Origin of the sequence: Spongiivirga citrea, from assembly GCF_010671565.1 — a bacterium.
In the GTDB taxonomy this organism is placed as follows: Bacteria; Bacteroidota; Bacteroidia; order Flavobacteriales; family Flavobacteriaceae; genus Spongiivirga; species Spongiivirga citrea.
In genome coordinates this window covers 96,403-120,952 of the sequence record NZ_JAABOQ010000007.1, presented here as the reverse complement: position 1 = coordinate 120,952, position 24,550 = coordinate 96,403, and the positions used below count along the sequence as shown (strand labels likewise).

The following is a 24,550-nucleotide window of genomic DNA, read 5'->3' as shown; positions in this document are numbered from 1 at the left end:
TCAAATTAAGAAATTTGGATTTTACCCCTTCCGAGCCCCGCCTATCGGCTGGCCCACCTTCCCCTAACAAGGGGAAGGAATTCTGAGAAAGATAAAAAACAAAAACCCCACAAGTACAAAATGACTTGTGGGGTTTGTAATATTGAAAGCTGACCAGCCCAATAATGCCTGTCGCGCCGCGACCTACATCATTCCTGGCATTCCGCCGCCGCCCATAGGTGGCATAGCAGGAGCATCTTCTTTAATATCTACTAAAGCACATTCGGTCGTTAAGATCATACCAGCTACAGAAGCGGCATTCTCTAACGCGATACGTGTTACTTTCTTAGGATCGATAATACCAGCTTTTAACATATCAACATATTCTTCTGTCTTAGCGTCGTAACCAAAGTCTTTTTTGCCTTCAGCAACTTTGCTAATTACAACACTACCTTCACCACCTGCGTTTTCTACGATAGTACGTAATGGCTCTTCAATAGCACGTGCTATAATTTGAATTCCTGTTGCTTCGTCAGCATTTTCGGTATCAACTTTATCTAAAACAGATTTAGAACGGACAAGTGCAACACCACCACCGGCAACGATGCCTTCTTCAACCGCTGCACGAGTCGCGTGTAATGCATCGTCAACACGATCTTTCTTTTCTTTCATCTCTACTTCACTTGCTGCTCCAACATAAAGCACGGCAACACCACCAGCTAATTTAGCTAAGCGCTCCTGAAGTTTTTCTTTGTCATAATCAGAAGTAGTTGTTTCTATTTGAGATTTGATCTGGTTTACGCGACCTTTGATCAATTCACCTTCACCAGCACCGTTTACAACAGTAGTGTTGTCCTTATCAATGGTAACAGTCTCAGCAGTACCTAACATATCGATGCTTGCATTCTCTAAAGTAAATCCTCTTTCTTCGGAAACAACAGTACCTCCAGTTAGGATTGCGATATCTTCTAGCATTGCTTTTCTACGGTCACCAAATCCTGGTGCTTTTACAGCAGCAATTTTAAGTGAACCACGAAGCTTGTTTACTACTAGTGTAGCTAATGCTTCACCATCAACATCTTCAGCGATAATTAATAATGGTTTTCCTGATTGCGCTACTGGCTCTAATACAGGAAGTAAGTCTTTCATCGAAGAGATCTTCTTGTCGAATAACAAGATATAAGGATTCTCTAACTCAGCAGTCATTTTCTCGCTGTTAGTAACAAAGTAAGGAGAAAGGTATCCGCGGTCAAATTGCATTCCTTCAACAACATCAACATAAGTGTCAGTTCCTTTGGCTTCTTCTACAGTAATTACACCTTCTTTGCCAACTTTTCCAAATGCTTCAGCGATTAACTCACCAATAGTATTGTCATTGTTAGCAGAAATAGCTGCAACTTGCTGAATTTTCTCGCTAGAGTTTCCAACCTCTTTTGTCTGCTTTTCAAGGTCTGCAACGATTCCTTCAACTGCTTTGTCGATTCCTCTTTTCAGATCCATTGGGTTTGCACCCGCAGCAACGTTCTTTAATCCTTCTTTTACGATTGCTTGCGCTAAAACGGTAGCTGTAGTAGTACCATCACCTGCAAGATCGTTGGTTTTAGAAGCAACTTCTTTAACCATTTGCGCACCCATATTTTCTAGTGCGTCTTCTAACTCAACTTCTTTAGCGACTGATACACCATCTTTAGTCACTTGTGGAGCACCGAATGATTTGCTAATAATTACATTACGACCCTTTGGTCCTAAAGTTACTTTTACTGCGTTTGCTAATGCGTCAACACCTCTTTTTAGGCCGTCTCTTGCATCTATATCAAATTTAATGTCTTTTGCCATTACTGAAATTTTTTAGAAAAAAATTAAATTTTCAATGTTCAAATTCCAAATCCCAACATAGTGGAATTAGAACTGACAATTAAAAAATTGGAATTTGTGTTTTTAGTTTTTTTTGGAAATTGCGATTAAATAATCGCTAGTATATCATCCTCTCGCATAATCATATAATCAGTGCCATCGAACTTTAATTCAGAGCCGGAATACTTTCCGTATAAAACAGTATCGCCAGGCTTAACAGTTAAAGGTTCATCTTTTTTACCTGGACCTACGGCAACAACTTTTCCTTTTTGCTGTTTTTCCTGAGCAGTGTCAGGAATATAAAGGCCAGATGCTGTTTGTGTTTCAGCTGGTAATGGTTCTACTACCACGCGATCTGCAAGTGGTTTAATGTTTAAAGCCATGTGTTATAAATTTTCGATTGTTAATTTTATTGTTTTCAACCAAGCAAGTCAGAAACTATGCCAAGTCACTGTAAGCAGCGAAAAACTGACATTTTGAAATAAAAAATGCCAGCACTATGACATGCTGGCATTTATTGGTTATCAGATTTAAAATCTGTTATTCTGCTCCGTCAGTATTTTCGTTATCCTCAAGCGGACTTGTTGGCGCTTCTGGAAGAACATTTTCATCACCATCTAGTAATTTAGATTCTACAGGTGCATCATTTTTTGGTAATGTAAAATTCGCTATTAAAATTAGTGCTAATAAAATAGCACCCAATGCCCAAGTACTTTTATCTAAAAAGTCTGTTGTTTTTTGAACTCCTCCTATTTGCGTTGATCCGCCACCTCCAAAAGAAGATGAAAGTCCGCCACCTTTAGGATTTTGTACCATAATTACAACTACCAACAAAAACGCAACGATCACTATCAACACCAAAAAAATTGTATATGTACTCATGGTTTAAAACCTTAATTATTTTTCTTTATATTTTTTATTTCCTGAATTCGGTCTGCAAAGAAACTATTTTTTTCTGGATATTTCAAACTTAAAATTTTGTAAGCTTGAATTGCTTTTTTATACTTCTTTTGAGCCAAATAAACCTTCGCTAAGGTCTCAGTTGCAAGCTCATTTCTGTCAACTAAATTACCCTCTGCCAAATTCTCCATAGGTATGGTTTCTTTAGCAGGTTTTATCTTAGGATTATTTTCAATAAATCGGTCGATAAGGGCCATTTTTTCCTCAAAACTTGGCGATTTAGATGAGGGTGTTTTTTCTTCTTCCGCAGATACTTTAGTCTTGGTTTCTTCTATCTTTCTAGTAGGTTCTTCAATCTCTTTTTCGGTGCTTTTTGCTGCCTCTCTGACGATGGGTTTTACTGATGATAATTGCAACCATTGATTAAAAGAAAAACGCTCATTCTTATCAAATTCTAACGGCTTATCGATCTCTAAAACGTCAGTTTCTGGTTTAGAAGTGGGGATTTCTTTTGAAACTTCAACTATTTCTTCTTCAATTTCGGGTTGACTTTCTACTGTCTTTTCAGTAATTCTAGTCGATTCTGAAATGGTTTTATCGACCACTTTATCTTCGGCACTAAGTTCTGTATATTCACTTGCAACTTCTTCGAAAGCTTGCACTTCAATTTGCATCGGATCTTTTTCCTTAAGCGAAGCCGAAATTACCGGTTTCTTAAAAGCATCGGAAGTAATAAAATCGAACAAAACAGTACGATCAGCAGAATGGGCAGCTGTAACCTTTAGTTGGTCATTATACCGAAAGCTCTCTTGATTCTTTAGCCCTTTTAAAAAAATAGCACGTGCCGCTTGAAAATAGGGGTATTGTTTGATGATCGATTCAATGGCTTCCGTTTGGTCTTCATTGATCGCATCGGGTTCTTTTAACAGATATGTAAAATCGGATATATTCATCTACCAATTTGAAAAAGCTTCTTGAAAGACATCCTGTGTAATACGCTCAAAAATTTCATCATGCAGCGTTTGTCTCACCGATGCGATACTCGTTGCAGCCGGAAAATCTGAAAAAAATGAGAATCGCTTTTCAAAGTCATATTCAGACTTAATCTTATTAAAGAATCTGATATTAACGGTCATTGTAAGCCTATTTTGTGCAGCCCCACGATTTGCATCAGCGATTGCTGAAAGTGGAGAAATTCGATACTCAACGATTTCACCTTCATACAATAAATCTGGATTACTGTTGGTCTGCGTCAAATTGGTTTGATCCTGAATTCGATCTTGCAATGCTGTGGTAAAATCCCTGTCTAGACCTGGAGTGAAAATAGGCGCTTCATTTCGAATAAATGTTACTTGAAATGACTTGGCATCTCCAGTGTCACCACCTGTAAAATTGTAGTATTTGCAACCTCCTAATAGGAATGTCGTTGCTAAGAAAAAATAGATGAGTTGCTTCTTCATACCGCAGTTTAGGGATTTTAAATTAATTATCGAACAAATGACTCTTGAAAAACATCTTGAGTAATACGCTCAAATATTTCTTCATGCAACGATTGCCTTACAGATGCAATGCTAGTAGCTGCTGAAAAATCAGAGAAGAAGGAAAAACGCTTCTCAAAATCATTTTGTTTTTTCAACTTGTTAAAAAATCGAATGTTGACTGTCATCGTTAATCTATTTTGTGCCGCTCCTCGATTTGCGTCTGCAATTGCGGACAAAGGAGAAATGTGATATTCAACTATTTCACCTTCGTATATGATGTCAGATTCATAATTATCTTGACTTAAAGTTGTTTGATTTTCAATGCGATTTTGTAGGGCGGTTGTAAAATCTCGATCTAAGCCTGGTGTAATAACTGGCGCTTCATTTCGAATATACAATACTTGAAATGTTCTAGCATCCCCAATGTTTCCATCCGTGAAATTATAATATTTACAACTATCGAAGATTAAAGTAGCTACAACTAAAACATATAAATACCGGAAATTCATGTCGCAGTTTAGCGAATTTTGGTTGATGACTGAAATTTTTTTGTAAAAATTAGGAGTTACAAATCGAATTGCTTGATCTTTCGATACAATGTGCGTTCCGAAATTCCTAATTCGTCCGCCGCAGCTTTTCGTTTGCCGCGATTTCGTTCCAATGCTTTTTTGATAAGCTCTAGCTCTTTTTCATGAAGGGATAATGTTTCTTCTTCTTCAATCTCTTCGGCAAAATGATATTTATCTTGCTGAGGTTCATGATATACAACCGTATCACTCACAGTGCTTTGTTGAGGAATATGTAAAACTTCTAACTCTTCATAGTCGTCGGCAGACTTTGTGGTCTGTTTTTCCTCACCATAAATTTTCTGAATCAAACCTTCATTTTCTTCCTGAACTTTTTCTGAATCCCCACCTTTCATCAACTCCATTGTCAATTTTTTGAGGTCATTCAGGTCGGCTTTCATGTCGAATAAGACCTTGTATAATATCTCGCGTTCTGAGCTAAAATCACTTTCTTTTTTATCAGAATTGATTACCGCAGGCAGGTTTTTTCCTGCATCAGGCAAATAGGTGCGAAGGGTCTCATATGAAATAGCTCTATTTTGTTCTAATACCGAGATCTGTTCGGCTACATTCCGTAACTGTCTAATATTCCCACCCCAGCGATATTGCAATAGCAGTTGCACCGCATTATCATCCAGCCGTATGGTTGGCATTTTATATTTCTGTGCAAAGTCAGATGCGAACTTTCTAAATAATAAGTGAATGTCTTCTTTGCGATCGCGAAGCGGCGGTAGGTGAATTTCTACGGTACTTAAACGGTAATATAAATCTTCACGAAATTTTCCTTTTTGAATCGCTTCGGACATTTGAATATTTGTCGCTGCAACAATGCGTACATCTGTTTTTTGCACCTTAGAGGAGCCAACTTTTAGGAACTCTCCATTCTCTAAAACACGTAATAAACGTACTTGAGTAGTCAGAGGTAATTCGCCTACTTCATCTAAAAAGATTGTTCCGCCATCAGCAACTTCAAAGTATCCACTTCGAGTAGAAGTAGCGCCCGTAAAAGCACCTTTTTCGTGCCCAAAAAGCTCACTGTCTATGGTTCCTTCAGGAATAGCACCGCAGTTAACGGCAATGTACTTTGCATGTTTTCTATGCGAAAGTGAGTGTATTATTTTAGGAATACTTTCTTTACCAACACCACTTTCTCCTGTAACCAAAACTGAAATATCAGTAGGAGCCACCTGAATCGCTTTTTCTATAGTGCGATTTAGTTTGGCGTCGTTACCAATGATTTCAAAGCGTTGTTTTATGGATTGAATGTTTTCCATTTTTTCTAATTATTGTCAGAATATCCAACCGCTTCCCCAATTAAGGTAGCACTTGTACATTCATTAATCTTTACCATTACAAAATCACCAACCTTATAATCGCCTTTCGGGAAAACGGTCATGGTGTTTTGTGAATTTCTACCGGCCCAATGTTTGTTAGAGCGTTTAGACTCTTTTTCAATCAAGACTTCCACAGTTTTACCTAAAAATTGCTCGGTTCGGTATTTACTGTGCTTTTGTTGCATATTGATAATCTCATTCAATCGATGTTTTTTGACGTCTTCAGGAATATCATCTTCCATTTTTCTAGCCGCTAGCGTGCCTGGTCTTTCCGAATAGGCGAACATGAAACCGAAATCATATTTCACATACTCCATTAAACTCAAAGTATCCTGATGGTCTTCTTCAGTCTCTGTTGGAAAGCCAGTAATCATATCTTGAGATATCGCACAGTCAGGAATGATTTCCCGAACCTTATCAATAAGGGCCATATACTCCTCACGCGTATGCTGGCGATTCATTTCTTTTAAAATACGCGTGCTACCACTTTGCACGGGCAAGTGAATGTAGCTGCAAATATTTCGGTGTTTTGCGATGGCATGTAGCACACTCTCATGCATATCTTGCGGGTTAGAAGTCGAGAAACGAATTCTCATTTTTGGCTGGGCAATAGCTACCATATCTAACAGTTTTGCAAAATCGACTGATGTTGCTTTTTGCATTTCCGAAGCGTTTTTAAAATCTTTTTTAAGTCCGCCGCCATACCATAGATAGCTATCAACATTTTGGCCCAGCAGTGTAACTTCTTTAAAGCCTTTGTCCCAAAGTTCTTGTACTTCTTCTAAAATAGATTGAGGATCACGGCTACGCTCGCGTCCTCGAGTAAACGGCACCACACAAAAAGTGCACATATTATCGCATCCTCGCGTGATCGATACAAATGCGGTTACTCCGTTACTTTGCAAACGAACAGGCGAAATATCACCATAGGTCTCTTCTTTACTTAAAATAACATTTACTGCATTTCTGCCTTCATCAACTTCAGCAATTAAATTAGGTAAATCTTTATAGGCGTCTGGGCCGACAACAAGATCAACGATCTTTTCCTCATCGAGAAACTTACTTTTTAGTCGCTCGGCCATACAACCTAAAACGCCCACCTTCATACCGGGATTAATGCGCTTAACACTATTGTATTTTTCAAGACGCTTACGAACAGTTTGCTCTGCCTTATCTCGAATCGAACAGGTATTTACCAACACCAAATCAGCTTCTTCTAATTGCTGAGTGGTATTAAAACCTTCTTTTGCTAAAATAGAAGCAACAATTTCACTATCACTAAAATTCATTTGACAACCGTAGCTTTCAATAAAAAGCTTACGGCCATTCTCGTTCTTATGCTCAGTTACAAGGGTTTCACCTTGTTTATGTTCATCAATGATCTTCTCCATAATTATATGCTAATGCAAATCACTCAAATAGCATGCAAAGATACGATTGAATTTAGAAATATGACAAGTTGGCAGGTTTAAAATTGCCTAATTCTTTTTGTTTAACAGTCTTTGGATTACGTTTTATTGGTGAAATAGAATAGATGTCGCACAAATACAGACAAAGTTTCTATTATTTTTAGGGGTTTATGATGATTCAAAAACATAAAGACGCAACCTAATCTCTTTTTTTGTATCAAATGATAGGAACTCAATAACTTAAACAAAATGAAATCAATCAAACTTATATTGTTGTCTTTAGTTGTATCTTTTGTAGGATGCGATGATAATGATGATGACGGACGTTATGCAGATTATGAAGTAGCCACTGCGATTACAATGACACGTGCTGAATTTCGTGAAAGTGTATCTATTGACCCTCCTCAAGCTATTGACGAATCGGGGAAGATTTATGCTTATAACAATTTTATTTTCGTAAATGATAATAGCCGGGGAATTCATGTCATTGATAATTCGAACCCTGTCTCACCTCAAAAAATTTCCTTTTTAAAAATTCCAGGCAATGTTGATATCTCGATCAAAGACGATGTATTATTTGCAGATAGCGTTACGGACTTAGTGGTTTTTGATATTTCAAATATAAAGGCGATTAAACAAACAAATCGCCTAGAAAACGTATTTCCGGGACAAATTATTTGGCCTTTTGAAGCGGATATTGTTGAAGGTATTGACCATTATTATTATAATACAGACCAAATTATTGTTGGTTGGGATATTAAAACCGAACGTCGCCTGATAGAAGAGACTCCGACAGATATATTTATAGATGTGGCTTTAAACGATTTTAACGCCGTCCCAGAAAGTGGGGGTACGGGCGACGGTGGTTCGCTGGCTAGATTCAAGATTGTAGGAGATTATTTGTATGCTGTTGACAGTCACAGTATAAACGTATTTGGTATTCAAGATCTAAATAATCCAACTGATTTGGATGATGTGTATGCAGGCTTTGATATAGAGACTATTTTTAATCGTGGAGACCAATTGTTTTTAGGGAGCAGGAGAGGTATGTATATATATGACATAAAAATTCCTGAAACACCCACTCTTATTTCTGAATTTGAACATGGAACTGCTTGCGATCCTGTCGTGGTTGACGGCGATCATGCTTTTGTGACATTAAGGGGTGGTAACAATTGTGGTGCTCTTGAGAGCGGACTTTTTATCGTTGATATTTCTGATATTGAAAATCCAATCTTACAAAAGGAATATCCTATGGACGAACCTTATGGTTTGGGAATAAAGGATGAAAAAATATTTATATGTGATGGCGACTCGGGCTTGAAAGTATATGACAAAACAGACGTTGATAATCTAAAACTATTAAATCACTTTAATGACATTAATACATTCGATGTGGTGCCCCTTCAAAATCATTTATTGATGATTGGCGATGGGGTTTTGTATCAATATACATATGAGCAAAACAGTATTTCTTTATTGAGCGAGTTTAGCTTGAATTAAGGTTTCATATAAACTGATAATAAAGACCACTTTTAAGTGGTCTTTTCTTTTTTATAATGTCTTCAAAGAGGACGAAATAAAATTTTTCACATACTTTTGCTCCTTCTAAAGCGTTAAAAAGAGAGTTTTTTTAACTTTAAAAAGACTTATTAGAAATATCTGCTATGCCAAAAAATCTTGTTATTGTTGAGTCACCTGCAAAGGCAAAAACCATTGAAAAATATCTAGGAAAAGACTTTCAAGTCGAATCTAGCTTTGGTCATATTGCCGATCTTCCATCAAAGGAACTAGGTGTCGATGTCGAAGGAAGTTTTAAACCGAAGTATGAGGTATCTGCTGATAAAAAAGCGGTCGTTAGAAAGCTAAAAGACTTAGCTAAGAAAGCCGAAATGGTTTGGTTAGCGAGTGATGAAGATCGAGAAGGAGAAGCAATTGCATGGCATTTGGCTGAGACATTAAAGCTCGATGATGAAAAAACAAAGCGTATCGTTTTTCGTGAAATTACCAAGAGTGCAATTCTAAAAGCTATTGAAAACCCGAGAAAGATCGATTACAATTTGGTAAACGCACAGCAGGCAAGACGTGTACTGGATCGTTTGGTTGGGTATGAACTTTCTCCAGTATTATGGCGAAAAGTAAAAGGCGGACTTTCGGCAGGACGTGTGCAGTCTGTTTCAGTACGATTAATTGTAGAGCGCGAACGTGAGATACAAGATTTTAAACCCGTAGCATCGTATCGTATTGATGCAGAATTCACCAATGAAGATGGTAAGCTTATAAAAGCCAAATTACCTAAAAATTTTAGTACGAAAGAAGAAGCAAATGCGTTTCTTCAAAAAAATATAGGAGCCAATTTTAAGGTTGCTGACCTAGTAAAAAAACCAGCTAAAAAAACACCGGCTCCACCATTTACCACATCAACCTTACAACAGGAAGCATCTAGAAAATTATACTTTTCTGTGAGTCGTACCATGCAAAATGCACAGCGCTTGTATGAAGCAGGTCTTATTACTTATATGAGAACAGATAGTACCAACCTTTCTAACGATGCGAAGGCTGGAGCGGAAAAGGAAATTACTTCAGCTTACGGCGATTCTTATAGCAAACCACGGGATTATAGAAGTAAAGCGAAGGGAAGTCAAGAAGCGCACGAAGCAATCAGGCCGACAGATTTTTCGAGACATACTGTAAATATGGAGCGCGATCAAGCGCGTTTATATGAGCTTATCTGGAAGCGTGCAATTGCATCACAGATGAGCGATGCGCAATTAGAAAGGACTAATGTCAAGATCGAAGCAAATACTCATCAAGAACAATTTAGTGCTAATGGTGAGATCTTAACTTTTGACGGATTTTTAAAGGTGTATTTGGAAGGAACGGATAACGAAGATGAAGAGCAAGAAGGAATGCTGCCGCCACTAAAGGTAAATGAATCTTTGGGAAATAAATATATTACGGCAACCGAACGCTACACCAGACCACCATATCGATTCACGGAAGCAGCTTTGGTTAAGAAATTAGAAGAACTTGGTATTGGTCGTCCTTCTACCTATGCGCCGACAATCACAACGATTGTAAATCGTAAGTATATAGAAAAAGGAACGGTTGATGGTAAAGAACGCGATTACGTTCAGCTAGTCTTGGAAGGCCAATCAGTAAAAGAAAATAAACTAACCGAAACGGTTGGTTCTGATAAAGGAAAACTTGTTCCTACAGATATAGGTATGATTGTGAATGATTTCTTGGTTAATAATTTCAAGAACATTCTCGATTATAATTTTACTGCTAAGGTTGAAGAGGATTTTGATAATATTGCGGAAGGCGAAGAAGAGTGGACCAAGATGATGAAAGACTTTTATAAAGATTTTCATCCGCAAGTGGAAAATGTACAGGAGAATGCAGAACGCGAATCAGGTGAGCGAATTTTAGGAAAAGATCCGAAAACAGGAAAAACTGTTTTAGTACGATTAGGAAAATTTGGTCCTATCGCTCAAATAGGAAGTCCAGAGGATGAAGAAAAGCAGTTTGCTAGCTTAACTCCTGATCAACAATTAACCAATATTACTTTAGAAGAGGCTTTAGAACTTTTCAAATTGCCAAGAAAGCTTGGTGAGTATGATGGGGAACAGCTTGAGGTAGCTATAGGACGTTTTGGCCCTTATGTGCGTTTTGGAAAACAGTTTGTATCCTTAGCTAAAGATGATGATCCTTTCGAAATTTCTATGGCTCGAGCCGTTGAATTGGTAGAAGCCAAGAAAAAGGCAGATGCACCTATATATAATTATGAAGGGCTCGATGTTCAAAAAGGCACAGGTCGTTTCGGTCCTTTTATAAAGTGGAATGGAATGTTCATCAATGTCAACAAAAAGTATGACTTTGATAATCTTTCGGATCAAGATATCGTCCAACTAATTGAAGATAAGAAGCAAAAGGAAATAGATAAGGTTATTCATAATTGGGAAGACGAAGGTATTCGTGTTGAAAAAGCTCGCTGGGGGAGAAGTAATATAATAAAAGGTAAAACCAAGATTGAATTACCTAAGACGGTCGATGCTGCGAAACTTTCGCTAGATGAGGTTAAAGCATTAATCGAAAAGAATGCACCCAAAAAGAAACCAGCAAAGAAAAAGACTGCGAAAAAGAAAACAGCTGCAAAAAAATAAAATCGTTTAGTCAAAAAAATATCCAACCAACCAAATATGGATTTTGAGTTTTTATTACCAGTGCAAGATGCGGTTTTGGCGCACAATCAATTATTGCCAAAACAATCTTTAGGTTGCACGATTAAAATTCATTCACAACAAGCAGGGCTTCCAGATCTTGAAGGAGCCAAAATTGCTATCGTCGGAATTAATGAAACTCGTAACGCTGTTATCCAGCATATTAATCCGTTACCTGTTTCTAAAATACGTCAGCAGTTATACAAACTTTTTCCTGGTAATTGGGGGCATACTATTGTCGACCTTGGCAACATAAATCAGGGGGCAACAGTACAAGACACATATTTTGCTGTACAAAGTATGTGCGAGTTTTTATTGAAAGAAGATATCATTCCTATTTTAATTGGTGGGAGTCAAGATGTTGTCTATCCGGCTTACCGTGCTTTTGATGAGGTAGGTAATATGGTGAATCTTGTATCGGTAGATAGTCGTTTCGATTTTGGGAATGCTGATGAACTTATTTCATCACAATCATATATGAGCAAGATTATTGTTGAAAAGCCTAATAACCTTTTCAACTTTAGTAATCTAGGATACCAGACATATTATAACGCTCAAGAAGAGGTTGACTTGATGGACAAGTTGTTCTTTGATGCATTTCGTTTAGGAGAAGTTATAAAGGACATTACGGTGGTCGAGCCAATTCTGCGAGACGCTAATATGGTAAGTGTTGATATGGGCGCGGTAAAAAGTCCAGGTCATGATGCAGGGGGAGATGTGCCCAACGGATTTGATAGTAGGGAAATCTGTGCCATAACACGTTATGCAGGTATTAGCGAAAAGGTACAGTTATTCGGAATTTTTGAGTGCCACGGTAAAAACTATTCTGCTGCTTTGATCGCACAAATGATATGGTATTTTATTGAAGGTGTTAACTACAGGATAGAGGAGGTGGCTATTGACGAAAAGGGTGCTTATCAAAAATATATAGTGCCGGTAGATGATGAAGAATTACACTTTTATAAAAGCAATAAAAGCGGAAGATGGTGGATAGAAATTCCTTTTATGATAAATCTTAATAATAAATTAAAAAGACATACGTTATTACCATGCACCTATTCCGATTATTTGGATGCGTGCAATCAAAAACGCCCTGAACGTTGGTGGAAGGCTTTTAAGAAAAGTATTGCCTAAGTAGGGTTTTTTGAGGTAAAGGTGTTTATATCCTTGTATTGTTGACTTTGACTAAAATTTCAGCAGGTCAACGATTTAGGGTAATAAAAAAGTGAAATAATTGTTTTTTAATCAATAAATAGATAGGTTTACAGCCTCAATCTTAGTAAAATTTAAACTTTAACCTATAGTTTCTATGAAGAAATTAACTGCGCTAATTGCCGTTTGTTCCCTAATCTTAGGTAGTTGTGGTTCAAAAAACCGAGGAGAGCTCACAGGAGTCACCGGTAAAAAATGGCATCCAGAAAAACCATACGGGATGGTTCTAGTTCCAGGTGGTTCATACATCATGGGTAAGCAAGATGACGACCGTGCAAAAATGAATAATGCACCTACACGTACTGTTACAGTGCGCGCTTTCTATATGGATGAAACTGAAATCACTAATAGTGAATATCGTCAGTTCGTTCATTGGGTTAGAGATTCTGTAGTGCGTACGAAGCTAGCAATCTTGGCTGATGAACTTGGTGAGACACCAGATAATGAAGGAATCGGAGAATTTGCATTTAAAAGTGCAGATACTACCGATATATCTGTTTACGAAAAATACATGCTGGATAACTATGCCGGTTTGGGCGAAACAGGTTATGAAGGATACAAGTTAAACAAAGATGTAGATTTAATATGGGAGCCACAAGAGTATCCTGATGAGTACTACGCTGAGGTTATGGATTCTATGTACTTATCTCCTGAAGAGACTTATAATGGGCTTCGTACTATTGATGTTACTAAATTAAAGTTCAAGTATACTTGGATGGATATTGAAGCAGCGGCTCGTGATAAAAAAGGCAGTCGTAAGGATTTCCTTAAAAATGAAATTACAGAGATTTATCCTGACACTACAGTATGGATCAAAGATTTTGCATACTCATATAATGAGCCAATGCACAATGATTACCTATGGCATGATGCATATAGCGAATATCCTGTTGTTGGTGTAAATTGGTACCAAGCAAAAGCATTTTGTGCTTGGAGACAAATGGAGAAAAACTCATATCAGAAGGATAGAAACAAACAACAAGTTGGTGTTTGGAGACTACCTAGTGAAGCGGAGTGGGAATATGCTGCCCGCGGTGGTATTGAAGGAGCTACTTATCCTTGGGGTGGACCTTATATCTTAAACGATAGAGGTTGTTTCATGGCAAACTTTAAGCCAATGCGCGGTGATTATGCCGCTGATCAGGCTTTATATACAGTAGAAGCTAAATCATACGATCCTAATGACTATGGTTTATACAATATGGCTGGTAATGTGTCTGAGTGGACAGATACGGCATACAGCTTAGGTTCGTACGAATTCGGCTCTACAATGAATCCGAATGTGGTTGATAATAGCAACCAGCGTAAAACCGTAAGAGGAGGTTCATGGAAAGATGTTGCTTACTTCCTTCAAGTTAGTACTCGTGATTATGAATATGCTGATTCTGCAAGAAGTTATATTGGCTTCCGTACGGTTCAGGATTACATGGGAACTAACATTACTCAAAACTAAAACAAACCCTAAATATTTAACTTAAACTTAAACTAAAACTTTTAATTATGGCACAATCTAAAGCAACCAAAAAAGTGTTCAACATGGCTTATGGCCTAGGAGCGTCAATTGTAATCCTTGGAGCACTTTTCAAAATCCTTCACTGGGAGATTGATCTTGGTTTTATCAAATTAAGTGGTGGATTCTTACTTGCGTTAGGTCTTATCACTGAAGCACTTATTTTTGCAATTTCGGCATTCGAGCCAGTAGAAGATGATCTTGATTGGTCATTAGTATATCCTGAATTATCAGGAGGTCAGCCAGGAAGTAAGAAGAAATCTCAAGCTGCAGAAGCTGCTGAGGCTGAAGGACTACTTTCTAAAAAATTAGACGAAATGCTTAAAGAAGCTAAAGTCGATGCTACTTTAATGAGTAGTCTTGGTGAAAGCATCAAAAACTTCGAAGGTGCTGCTAAAGGAATTTCTCCAACAGTAGATGCAATTCAATCAACTAAAAAGTACGGTGAAGAGCTTTCATTAGCTGCTGCACAAATGGAGTCTTTAAACAGTCTTTATAAAGTACAATTAGAAAGCGCTGAAAAACAAGCAACTGTTAACGAAGAAGTAGCAGCAAACGCTGGTAAACTGAAAGATCAGATGGAATCTTTGGCGTCTAATCTATCATCATTGAATGGTGTATATGGTGGTATGCTTTCTGCAATGAATAAAAACTAATTTAATTTTTAACTAACTAAATTAGTTCAACATGGCAGGAGGAAAGCAAACCCCTAGACAGAAAATGATCAACCTGATGTATCTGGTGTTTATCTCAATGTTAGCACTAAATATGTCTAAAGAAGTTTTATCGGCTTTTGGTCGTATGAATACTTCTATGGAAGAGAACACAGCGGCAACTTCAGAACGAAGTCAAGCATTATTGGCAGATTTAAACACTAAAGCTGGCGAAGCTCCAGAAAAGTTTAAAGAGCCAAAAGAAAAAGCGGAAAAGCTAAGCAACGCGACAAAAAGTTTCAGTGAATTCATGACCAAATTAAAGGCTGATATGCAAGGTAGTGTCGAAGATGCTACTGATTATCAGACGATGGATAATGCTGATTATGTAGATAACGAATTGTTTGCAGGCGAAGGTCTTGCCGAAAGAGGTAAGGAGTTTGTAAAGCAAATGGACGATTACCGTAATAGCGTATTGTCAGTACTTGGTGATTCGGAAAGTATGAAGAAAATTGCTGATGACGTTAAAAAGCGTTTCAGTACTGCTGAGGTAGAGAATCGCGATGGGAAAATGGTGAGTTATATGGATTATAACTTTAAAGGTTTTCCATTAGTTGCATCTATTACCAACGTTACAAAACTTGAGTCTGATGCTAAGAATACTGAAGCTGAAATTATTTCTGCTTTGTTATCAGGTGAGTTGAATGAGCAGGTAAGTATGAAAAACTACAGTACCTTACTTCAAACACCAAAATCAGCATACTACCAAGGTGAAACATTTAACGGTGAGATTGTTTTAGGTCGTACTGATGCTTCAACAAAGCCAAGTAAGGTAGAATTAACACTTGATGGTCGTAAGTTGAAAGAGACTGATTACGAATTAGACGGTGGTAAAGTAAAATTGAAAGTTGGCGCTGGTAACCCTGGAGATCATAAAATTGAAGGAAAGTTAATCTTCGTTCAAGATGGTGACTCATTAGAAGTGCCAGTAAGCAATACATTTGCTACGATTTCAAAACCAAATGCAGCGGTAATTTCTGCGGATAAAATGAATGTAGTATATCGTGGTGTAACAAACCCGATGACAATCTCGATTCCTGGTATTCCTAACAACCGCGTACGAGCATCTGCTCCTGGTTTAAAGCCAGTTAGCGGAAGTCGTTATGCGATGAATCCTGGTACGGGTCGTGAGGTTACTATTACGGCACGTGGTACATTGCCTGACGGTGCTCCTATTAGTACATCATCTAAATTTAGAATTAAAGACATTCCAAGACCAACAGGTACTTTACGTGGTGAAGATGGTTCATTAAAAATGTCTCGTAAAAATTTAGAAATAGCAACTGTAGGTGCTAAGCTTTTCGATTTCGATTTCGATTTGAATCTTAGAGTATCTCAATTTGATTTTAAGGTTTCAGGTCAACCAACGGTAACTGTAAGAGGTTCTCGTTTGAATGCCAAAGCAAAAAGTGCCCTAAAAAGAGCAAAAAGAGGTTCGTCAGTACAGGTTATGAATATTAAAGCGAGTATTGCTGGTAACAGTAGCTACCGTCTTAAGAAAATTAGCCCTGTAGTAATCGAACTTACAAATTAAAATTAACGAAAGAACTTAATCATGAAAAGGATTTTTGTAGCGATAATGGTCACTGTTGGATTTAGTTATACAGCAGTAGCACAATCTAATTTGCTAAACGCTAAAACTCCCGAAATGGTGGGAGTAAAGACTGCAGAGCAAGTAGAGGCCGATAACGACCAGCCATTGGAATATGGTTATGTCGATGATCGCGATATCTTATGGTCTAAAACCGTATGGGAAGTGATCGATCTTGACGAACGTATCAACTTTCCGTTGTACTATCCTATTGACACAGTTAATATTGGTGCGGATAGAAGATCGTTGTATCAAATTTTCATGAGAGAACTGAATGCAGGTCGTTTAGAAGTGTATGCTGATTCATATTTTACCGAAAAGCGTACTACTGCTGATATTGAGTCTGCTTTAGTAGCAAAAGATACGTTAGACGCTGGTTTTGATCAATTAAATGCAGGTGAAACATTATCTGCGGAATATGTTGATATTCGTGAAATAAGTGGTGCTGATATTGAGGCATTTCATATTAAAGGTGTTTGGTATTTTGACAAGCGTCAAGGTGAAATGAAATACCGTTTATTGGGTATTGCTCCTGTAGCGCCAGATGTTCAGACTATTAATGATGATGAGCCAGATATGATTGAATTGTTTTGGGTATGGTTCCCAACAATTCGTCCTGCACTTCACGATGCTAAAGTGTTTAATAAAAACAACACAGCGATGCCACTTTCATATGACCACCTTTTAAATTCTCGTAGGTTTAATGCGACAATTATAAAAGAAGATAATGAGTATGGTGACCGACAAGTAAACGAATATGTACGGGAAAACGCTCTCATGCAATTGTTAGAAGCCGAACGCATCAAAGAACGCATTCGCGATTTCGAACAAGACATGTGGAGTTATTAAAAGTCCATAAAGTAAAAGTAAAGCCCCGACAAATCGTCGGGGCTTTTTTTGTCTCCTATCTAAAAAATCTTATTCGCTGACCTGAGTTGGTTTTTGCTTTCTGCTTAACCCTATTAATAGTCCTCCGAGCCATATAAACCAGATGATTTGGCTAACACCAAATAGTTCAGCAAAGATTTCCGCTGGATAAATAGTCAAAATACCAACAAGGCCTACGAAAACTCCTAGATAATTAAACTTGAGAGAAAAGCTGCTACTTTTTAATGAAGTAATACTTAAAAGTAGTACCCATATACCTCCAACAATTTCATTACCTCCGCCTAAGCCTTCCGTAATAATGCTTACGCTAGACCATATTAACATTGCTTCATCAGGTGATGTTGCGCCATGTTTAATGACTTCATTTAGTCCAATATTACTAATCATGCCACTTGCAAGAACAAATCCGACCCACATGAGGCCAAAAACTGTAGTTATCTTCATTAGTTTTTGATGAGATTCTTTCAAATATTCATGTACTGCGGTAACAAGTACGGCTAGTAAAATCCCAAATAGTATATAACCAATGAGGTTCATTATGGATAATAGTAGATGGTTCTCATTTAAAAACTCAAGCTTTTGGGTCGTAGTTGAATTATGCGAGGGGTATTCTATAATAGCTCCATAAGTGATAAAAGCGATTATATAAATTAATGCTTCCGCAATTGCCGCAATACCGGCAGCTTTTAATAATTGGCGCATATTCTTATATTTTAGTTTATAAGAAGACGACTTAATCTAAATCATGTTACAATGCTCGTGAGTTTGACAGTTCGGGGGAATAGATGTTTACAGTATAAATAGGTTATTTTAAATACCCATATGCCTTCATTAGATCGAAACCTTTAACCATTATCTCTCTAAAAGATTTAACGGGTCGATTGAACAACGCAATGAAGATGATGTTTTGGTCAGGTATACTTATATGAAAAGCCCGAAACCCACCTTGAGAGCCTGTATGATGAACAATTTTACTGTCGGTAATGTTGACATTTCGTCTTAATAAGCCTATTTCATCCATCATCCAACCGTAACCTAAGAATGCAGTAGTTTCACTACCCCAGTTATCAGGTTGGTGTACTGTTCTTGATTTCTCTATGTACTTGCTACTTAAAAAAGTAGCGTTTTTATGCGCTAGTTCATATTTTGCAAGATCTTGAACAGTGCTCCAAATACCACCATTACCTGCGGCCGCAAAAGTTGGCACTTCACCATAGTCCGATTCTTCATACTTGCCCCTATTCACTACATAGGCATGGGCGACATCGGATGAGGGGTAGGATCCATTAGTTATTTTACTTCTCGACATACCCGATGGTTTAAAGACATTTTCAACAATAAAGTCTTGCCAGGGTTGTTTTGCTACTTTTTCAATTATTAAAGCTAAACCATTGTAACACGGATTCGAATACTGAAATTGATATCCTGGCTCAAAATTAAGCTTCTTCATTGCTTTTAGCGGTTCAAAATTTGCTGTATCCTTCGCCGTTAAATAGAAATCAGGATTATTTCTGACATCCCTTAGATCAGGTATACCGGACGTATGCGATAATAAGTTTTTAAGTGTTATGCTTTTTGCCAAAGCTTTATCTTCAAAATCTGGGAAATGATCTAGCAATGTATCATCTAGTGATAGTAGATTACGCTCAGCAAGTATTAAGATGCCGTTAGCCACCATAGTTTTCGAAATGGAGCCAGTATTGTAAATAGTGTTTTCTGTATTTTTTTCTCCAGTTTCTATGTCGGATATCCCATAGCTTTTTAAAAAAAGAATGTTGCCTCCTTTTTGAATTAACAAGCTTCCGCCTGGTTCATTTTCTTTAAACTCTTTGCTTAAAAACAAATCAAACTCTGAGGACAATGTTTTTTGAGCGTGTAATTGGCATATTGAAAATATAAAGAGACTAAAAAGGAGAATGTTCTTTCTCATCAGGTCGAAGTTTAGTTGTGTTCTAAAGATAGCATTTTGTCTAATTGCATATTCAATAGGCTGCTTATTTTAACCTATTTTAGCACTTGTGAAGGTAGATTACATTATTGTAGGTTTAGGTCTTGCAGGCATTTCTATGATAGAAAGACTGGAGCAAAATAATAAACGCTATTTTGTCTTTAATGATGATTCTCAACAAGCAACAAAAACAGCAGCAGGAATTTACAATCCTACAAACCTTAAACGATATACTGCCGTTTGGAATGCTATCGATCATCTAAAAGAAGTACCAGTCTTTTTTGATCAAATTGAAAAACGACTTGGTATAGTCCTTCGGAAAGACCTTCCTATTTACAGACGGTTCGCAAGCATCGAGGAACAAAACAATTGGATTGTAGCAAGTGACAAACCTAAATTAGCGCCATTCCTTAGTAATAATTTCATTCCTAATAGGAATAATCACCTGATTACTTCTCAAGATTTTGGCGAAGTACTGCAAACAGGAAGAGTCGATACCAATAAAATGATTCAGGCCTATCGCTCATATCTAGTCAAAAAAGACCGCTATAAAAACGAATTGTTTAATCATGCTGATATTGTTTTTAATGGAAATAGTTCCATTTCTTATAAAGGTATAGATGCCAGAACCATCATTTTTTGTGAAGGCTATGGCGCAGTTAAAAATCCATTTTTCAGCTATCTGCCATTACAGGGTAATAAAGGCGAGTATATAGTTATAGAATCCGAAGAATTGAAAATGGATTTCATTTTTAAAGCTGGCTTATTTGTTGTTCCATTAGGTAATGACCAATACAAAGTGGGTGCAACATTCAATAGAGAAGATAAAACCAATGGTACTACCCAGGAAGCTCAAGATGAAATTAGTGAAAAGCTGAAAAAAATAGTCAGCTGTGATTTTAAAATTGTTGGTCAGGTAGCTGGTATTCGACCCACCACAAAAGACAGAAAACCTTTTTTAGGAAGACATCCTGAACATCATCAACTGGCAATTTTAAACGGTTTTGGTAGTCGCGGAATTATGATGGCGCCAACCTTGTCAAAACAGTTGTTCGATCACTTAGAGAATAATACTTCTTTGGACAAAGAGGTAGATATTAATCGTTATTTAACCTAAAATTCTTATTTCTAAAACAGTTGCTCCTTCTCCTTGGGGAGAAGGCTGGGATGAGGGGTCAGTCTAACTCAAATTTCAAATTAAGCAAAATAAAGAATAGCACTCGAGTCCTTACTGCGCCAAACTCTCATCATAACTCATAAACATATTGATCCATATGTTACGAGAAAGTCGCATTATCACTGGCATAAAAACAACCATAGTTCCAACGATAGAGATAAAGGAGATTTTTAAACTCGCCCCCAAAATCAAATAGCTAATCACAAAAGCTGCTACAGCGAATGCGATCCCGACACCATAACTCACATACATTGCGCCGTAAAAAAAAGAAGGTTCAATCTTATATTTTGTACTACAATGACCGCAGCGATCATGCATTTTCAACGTTTGAGAAAGCTTGTACGGATTCTTTTCAACATACATGCTTTCTTGTTGACATTTAGGACAACTACCACTTAAAATACTTGAAATTTTACTGCCTTTGCCAATCATTTTTTTATCCTTTTATCTAAGTATAAATTTAATCATCTTTGCAAAATTATAAATAAGAAGTTCATAGGATATTCTTATATAACAATAGTGTAAAATTACTTTTTTCCGATTATGCTTAACATTCATAATTTATCAGTGTCATTTGGTGGCGAATACCTTTTTGAAGAAATCACTTTTCGATTAGGTGCAGGTGATCGTGTTGGCTTGGTCGGTAAGAATGGAGCGGGAAAATCGACCCTACTTCGCATTATTTCCAGAGAGCAGGAATACGATACAGGCCAGATCGCAACTGATAAAGAAATTACTATAGGGTTTTTAAAACAAGATCTTGATTTTATTCAAGGTCGAACCGTGCTAGAAGAATCTTATGAAGCTTTTGATGAAATTAGAAAGCTAGAACAGCAGCTTGAAAAAATTAACACACAACTAGCAGAGCGCACTGATTACGAAAGTGATAGTTATGCGCAGTTAATGGTCGATCTTAATGATGTACAACATCAATATGAGATTCATGGTGGTTATGAATATCAAGGTAAAACCGAACGTATTTTACAAGGTTTAGGTTTTAAAAGGTCCGATTTCGAGATGTTAACCGATACCTTTTCTGGTGGATGGCGAATGCGAATTGAACTAGCTAAGTTATTACTTCAGGATAATGATATTTTGCTGCTAGATGAACCTACTAACCACTTAGATATAGAATCTATTATTTGGTTAGAAGAGTTTTTAAAGTCGTATGCAGGCGCTGTGGTAATAGTATCACATGATAGGATGTTTTTAGATAATGTAACGAACAGAACGATTGAAATTTCATTGGGTCGTATTTACGATTATCCAAAGCCATATTCAAAATTTTTAATCTTACGTAAGGAATTGCGCGAGCAGCAACTGGCGACGCAAAAAAATCAGCAAAAACAGATCGAGCAAACCGAGAAGCTTATTGAAAAATTTCGAGCTAAAGCCAGTAAAGCAAGTATGGCACAGTCACTCATTAAAAAGCTAGATCGTATTGATCGTGTCGAAGTAGATGAAGAAGATAATTCGGTAATGACTTTACAATTCCCAGTGTCGGTCAATCCGGGTAAGGTGGTGGTCGAAGCATCAAATATACAAAAGCACTATGATGATAATCATGTGTTGTCTAATGTGAATTTAATGGTTGAACGTGGCACTAAAACGGCCTTTGTAGGTCAGAATGGGCAGGGAAAATCTACGCTAGCAAAAATCATAGTTCAAGAAATAGATCATGATGGTGAATTAGATCTTGGTCATAATGTAGAAATAGGGTATTTCGCGCAAAATCAAGCAGATTATCTTGATGGTAGTCTTACGGTTGAAGAAACGATGATTAACGCCGCAAATGAGAAAAACAGGAGCAAGGTTAGAGATATTTTAGGCTCTTTCTTATTTCGTGGTGAAGAGGTAGACAAATATGTTAGAGTATTATCTGGTGGTGAACGAAACCGCCTAGCCTTGGCCAAATTACTACTACAACCCTTTAATGTATTGGTGATGGATGAACCTACCAATCACCTTGATATTAAATCAAAAAATGTTTTAAAAGAAGCATTACTCAAATTTGAAGGTACACTTATCCTAGTGTCGCACGATAGAGATTTTCTTCAAGGTTTGACCAATCGCGTTTATGAATTCAAGGATAAAAAAATTAAGGAATATTTAGGCGACATTGATTTTTATTTAGAACAACGAAACCTGCTCAATCTTCGAGAAGCGGAAAAGCGAACCGTAGTTCAAGAAGAAGTTAACAAACCTAAAGAAGGCAAGCGCTCCTATGAAGATCAAAAGAAACTAAAATCACTTAACAATCGACTAAGTAAGGTTGAATCCCAGATTAATCAACTAGAAAGAGAAATCAAAGAGATTGATATTGAGCTTCAAGTAAATTACGATGCCACCGTAGCGAATCCTGATTTCTTTGATTTCTATCAAAAAAAGAAAGATACACTCGAGAAATTAATGGAAGATTGGGAAACGATCACCGAAGAGCTTGAGCGATTTTAATCCCTATTATTTAAGACTACTTTAACTAGAAGCTCAATTACAGATATTTACTTTTGTTTAACAATTGATAAACATCGTTAATCAAAGTTAAGTAATGGCTTTTTTGGCGACTATCCTCAAATTAAATAACCAAAATGATTAAAACAATTTTGCATAAGATCGGACTGGTAATACTCGGGCTTGTGTTAATAATTTTAGCTTGCATTTTTGCAGCTTGGCTAATTATAGGAAACGTTAAGATTCGACCGGTACCGCAAAAGGTGGTTAAAACTGTATTTGTAGATACTGTTCAAAATGGCTTAGTGCCAATCACCATAGAAGCCAAAGGTAATCTAGTAGCAAAGCGAAGAGTTGAACTGTTTTCTGAAGTGCAAGGTGTTCTTAAATCTGGATCTAAGCTTTTCAAACCAGGACAAGCTTATCAAAAAGGATCAGTTTTATTACGTATCAATGCTGATGAATATTTCGCCAGTGTAAAATCCCAAAAAAGCGCGTTGATTAATCAAATCACCGGTATTATGCCCGATTTGAGACTCGACTATCCAGAAGCGTATACTAAATGGCAAGTATACCTCAATTCAATAGATGTAAACAAGACATTGCCTAAATTGCCAGAAGTCACTTCAGAAAAAGAGCGCTACTTTTTGTCGGGAAGAAATATTTTTACTTCATTTTACAATGTGAAAAACCTAGAGCAAAGGTTGGTAAAATATAATATCAAAGCCCCATTTACGGGTATTTTAACGCAAGCCTTAGTCACCGAAGGAACTTTAATACGACCTGGGCAAAAATTAGGCGAGTTTATTGATACGGGTTCGTACGAACTAGAGGTGGCCATTAACAAATCCTATGCGGATTTATTACAGGTGGGAAAAACAGTTTTACTGAAAAATCTTGATAAAACTAAAGAATATAAAGGAGTTGTATCTAGAATTAATGGCAATGTAGATGTTGCCTCTCAAACTATAAATGCCTACATCGAAGTAAAAGATAATTCGCTACGCGAGGGGATTTATCTAGAGGCAATGCTAGATGCAAGGGAAGAAGATAATGCGATAATGATTAGTCGCAATTTGTTACAGCCCAATGATCAAGTATTTGCAGTTAAAGATTCTATCTTGACCTTGGTGCCAGCTACCCCAGTTTACTACACCGATAAATCAGTGGTCTTAAAAGATATACCTAATGAGACAGTCTTGATAAAAAGCCCCGTTCCTGGCGCTTATTCAGGCATGCTAGTAAAAATATTTAAAGGCGATAAACCTCAGGATACAAAGAAGAAAGTATCATCAGTCAATAACAATTCCTAAA

The 24,550-nt window shown here is 37.1% G+C and carries 21 protein-coding genes; 10 read left to right on the top strand and 11 right to left on the bottom strand.

The annotated features are described in order from the left end of the window. Positions 1-183 precede the first annotated feature (183 nt). The 8 genes from groL to miaB all read right to left on the bottom strand — a co-directional run bounded on the left by groL (position 184) and on the right by miaB (position 7,505). On the bottom strand, positions 184-1,815 hold the full coding sequence (gene groL, locus GWK10_RS16355) for a chaperonin GroEL (protein ID WP_164033475.1): 1,632 nt from the start codon (positions 1,813-1,815) through the stop codon (positions 184-186). A gap of 125 nt (positions 1,816-1,940) precedes the next feature. After that, positions 1,941-2,216, bottom strand: coding sequence for a co-chaperone GroES (locus tag GWK10_RS16350; RefSeq protein WP_164033474.1), 276 nt, complete (start codon positions 2,214-2,216; stop codon positions 1,941-1,943). Between the two features lie 157 nt (positions 2,217-2,373). Then, the gene (gene secG, locus GWK10_RS16345; RefSeq protein WP_164033473.1) at positions 2,374-2,715 is read right to left on the bottom strand and encodes a preprotein translocase subunit SecG; all 342 of its coding nucleotides are present in this window, start codon (positions 2,713-2,715) and stop codon (positions 2,374-2,376) included. Between the two features lie 11 nt (positions 2,716-2,726). Beyond that, positions 2,727-3,686 carry a hypothetical protein gene (locus GWK10_RS16340; RefSeq protein WP_164033472.1) on the bottom strand — a complete coding sequence of 320 codons (960 nt, stop codon included), beginning with the start codon at positions 3,684-3,686 and terminating at the stop codon, positions 2,727-2,729. After that, positions 3,687-4,193, bottom strand: coding sequence for an LptE family protein (locus tag GWK10_RS16335; RefSeq protein WP_164033471.1), 507 nt, complete (start codon positions 4,191-4,193; stop codon positions 3,687-3,689). It lies immediately after the preceding gene. A gap of 26 nt (positions 4,194-4,219) precedes the next feature. Continuing rightward, positions 4,220-4,723 carry an LPS assembly lipoprotein LptE gene (gene lptE, locus GWK10_RS16330; RefSeq protein WP_164033470.1) on the bottom strand — a complete coding sequence of 168 codons (504 nt, stop codon included), beginning with the start codon at positions 4,721-4,723 and terminating at the stop codon, positions 4,220-4,222. A gap of 56 nt (positions 4,724-4,779) precedes the next feature. Next, entirely contained in the window at positions 4,780-6,054 is a 1,275-nt protein-coding gene (locus GWK10_RS16325; protein WP_164033469.1) for a sigma-54 interaction domain-containing protein, read from the bottom strand. A 5-nt stretch (positions 6,055-6,059) separates the two neighbouring features. Then, positions 6,060-7,505 (bottom strand): tRNA (N6-isopentenyl adenosine(37)-C2)-methylthiotransferase MiaB, encoded by a 1,446-nt coding sequence (gene miaB / locus GWK10_RS16320; protein WP_164033468.1) that lies wholly within the window; start codon positions 7,503-7,505, stop codon positions 6,060-6,062. Between the two features lie 267 nt (positions 7,506-7,772). Between miaB and GWK10_RS16315 the strand changes: the two genes are divergently transcribed. From GWK10_RS16315 to porN, 7 genes are all read left to right on the top strand, one after another. Next, entirely contained in the window at positions 7,773-9,026 is a 1,254-nt protein-coding gene (locus GWK10_RS16315; RefSeq protein WP_164033467.1) for an LVIVD repeat-containing protein, read from the top strand. Positions 9,027-9,190: 164 nt separating this feature from the next. Then, positions 9,191-11,689 carry a type I DNA topoisomerase gene (topA, locus tag GWK10_RS16310; RefSeq protein ID WP_164033466.1) on the top strand — a complete coding sequence of 833 codons (2,499 nt, stop codon included), beginning with the start codon at positions 9,191-9,193 and terminating at the stop codon, positions 11,687-11,689. 36 nt (positions 11,690-11,725) lie between these two features. Next, entirely contained in the window at positions 11,726-12,880 is a 1,155-nt protein-coding gene (locus GWK10_RS16305; RefSeq protein WP_164033465.1) for a formimidoylglutamase, read from the top strand. 175 nt (positions 12,881-13,055) lie between these two features. Continuing rightward, entirely contained in the window at positions 13,056-14,411 is a 1,356-nt protein-coding gene (porK, locus tag GWK10_RS16300; RefSeq protein ID WP_164033464.1) for a T9SS ring complex lipoprotein PorK/GldK, read from the top strand. 47 nt (positions 14,412-14,458) lie between these two features. Continuing rightward, a complete protein-coding gene (porL, locus tag GWK10_RS16295; RefSeq protein WP_164033463.1) occupies positions 14,459-15,124 on the top strand; it encodes a type IX secretion system motor protein PorL/GldL in 666 nt (221 codons plus the stop codon). A gap of 31 nt (positions 15,125-15,155) precedes the next feature. Continuing rightward, on the top strand, positions 15,156-16,715 hold the full coding sequence (gene porM / locus GWK10_RS16290; RefSeq protein WP_164033462.1) for a type IX secretion system motor protein PorM/GldM: 1,560 nt from the start codon (positions 15,156-15,158) through the stop codon (positions 16,713-16,715). Between the two features lie 21 nt (positions 16,716-16,736). Beyond that, the gene (gene porN / locus GWK10_RS16285; RefSeq protein WP_204263159.1) at positions 16,737-17,621 is read left to right on the top strand and encodes a type IX secretion system ring subunit PorN/GldN; all 885 of its coding nucleotides are present in this window, start codon (positions 16,737-16,739) and stop codon (positions 17,619-17,621) included. 69 nt (positions 17,622-17,690) lie between these two features. Here the strand turns inward: porN and GWK10_RS16280 are convergent, their stop codons facing one another. Both GWK10_RS16280 and GWK10_RS16275 read right to left on the bottom strand, forming a co-directional pair. Beyond that, positions 17,691-18,362 (bottom strand): DUF4386 family protein, encoded by a 672-nt coding sequence (locus GWK10_RS16280; protein WP_164033461.1) that lies wholly within the window; start codon positions 18,360-18,362, stop codon positions 17,691-17,693. Between the two features lie 103 nt (positions 18,363-18,465). Continuing rightward, a complete protein-coding gene (locus GWK10_RS16275; protein ID WP_164033460.1) occupies positions 18,466-19,590 on the bottom strand; it encodes a serine hydrolase domain-containing protein in 1,125 nt (374 codons plus the stop codon). 88 nt (positions 19,591-19,678) lie between these two features. Between GWK10_RS16275 and GWK10_RS16270 the strand changes: the two genes are divergently transcribed. Beyond that, entirely contained in the window at positions 19,679-20,725 is a 1,047-nt protein-coding gene (locus GWK10_RS16270; RefSeq protein WP_164033459.1) for an NAD(P)/FAD-dependent oxidoreductase, read from the top strand. A 111-nt stretch (positions 20,726-20,836) separates the two neighbouring features. On the opposite strand, the gene GWK10_RS16265 is transcribed toward GWK10_RS16270, so the two are convergent. Then, positions 20,837-21,217 (bottom strand): DUF983 domain-containing protein, encoded by a 381-nt coding sequence (locus GWK10_RS16265; protein ID WP_164033458.1) that lies wholly within the window; start codon positions 21,215-21,217, stop codon positions 20,837-20,839. Positions 21,218-21,328: 111 nt separating this feature from the next. On the opposite strand from GWK10_RS16265, the gene GWK10_RS16260 reads away from it, so the two are divergent. Together GWK10_RS16260 and GWK10_RS16255 are read left to right on the top strand one after the other, a co-directional pair. Then, positions 21,329-23,239, top strand: a complete 1,911-nt coding sequence (locus GWK10_RS16260; protein ID WP_164033457.1) for an ABC-F family ATP-binding cassette domain-containing protein — start codon at positions 21,329-21,331, stop codon at positions 23,237-23,239. 134 nt (positions 23,240-23,373) lie between these two features. Further along, complete coding sequence (locus GWK10_RS16255; RefSeq protein ID WP_239540781.1) at positions 23,374-24,549, top strand: efflux RND transporter periplasmic adaptor subunit; 1,176 nt, start codon at positions 23,374-23,376, stop codon at positions 24,547-24,549. Position 24,550 lies beyond the last annotated feature (1 nt).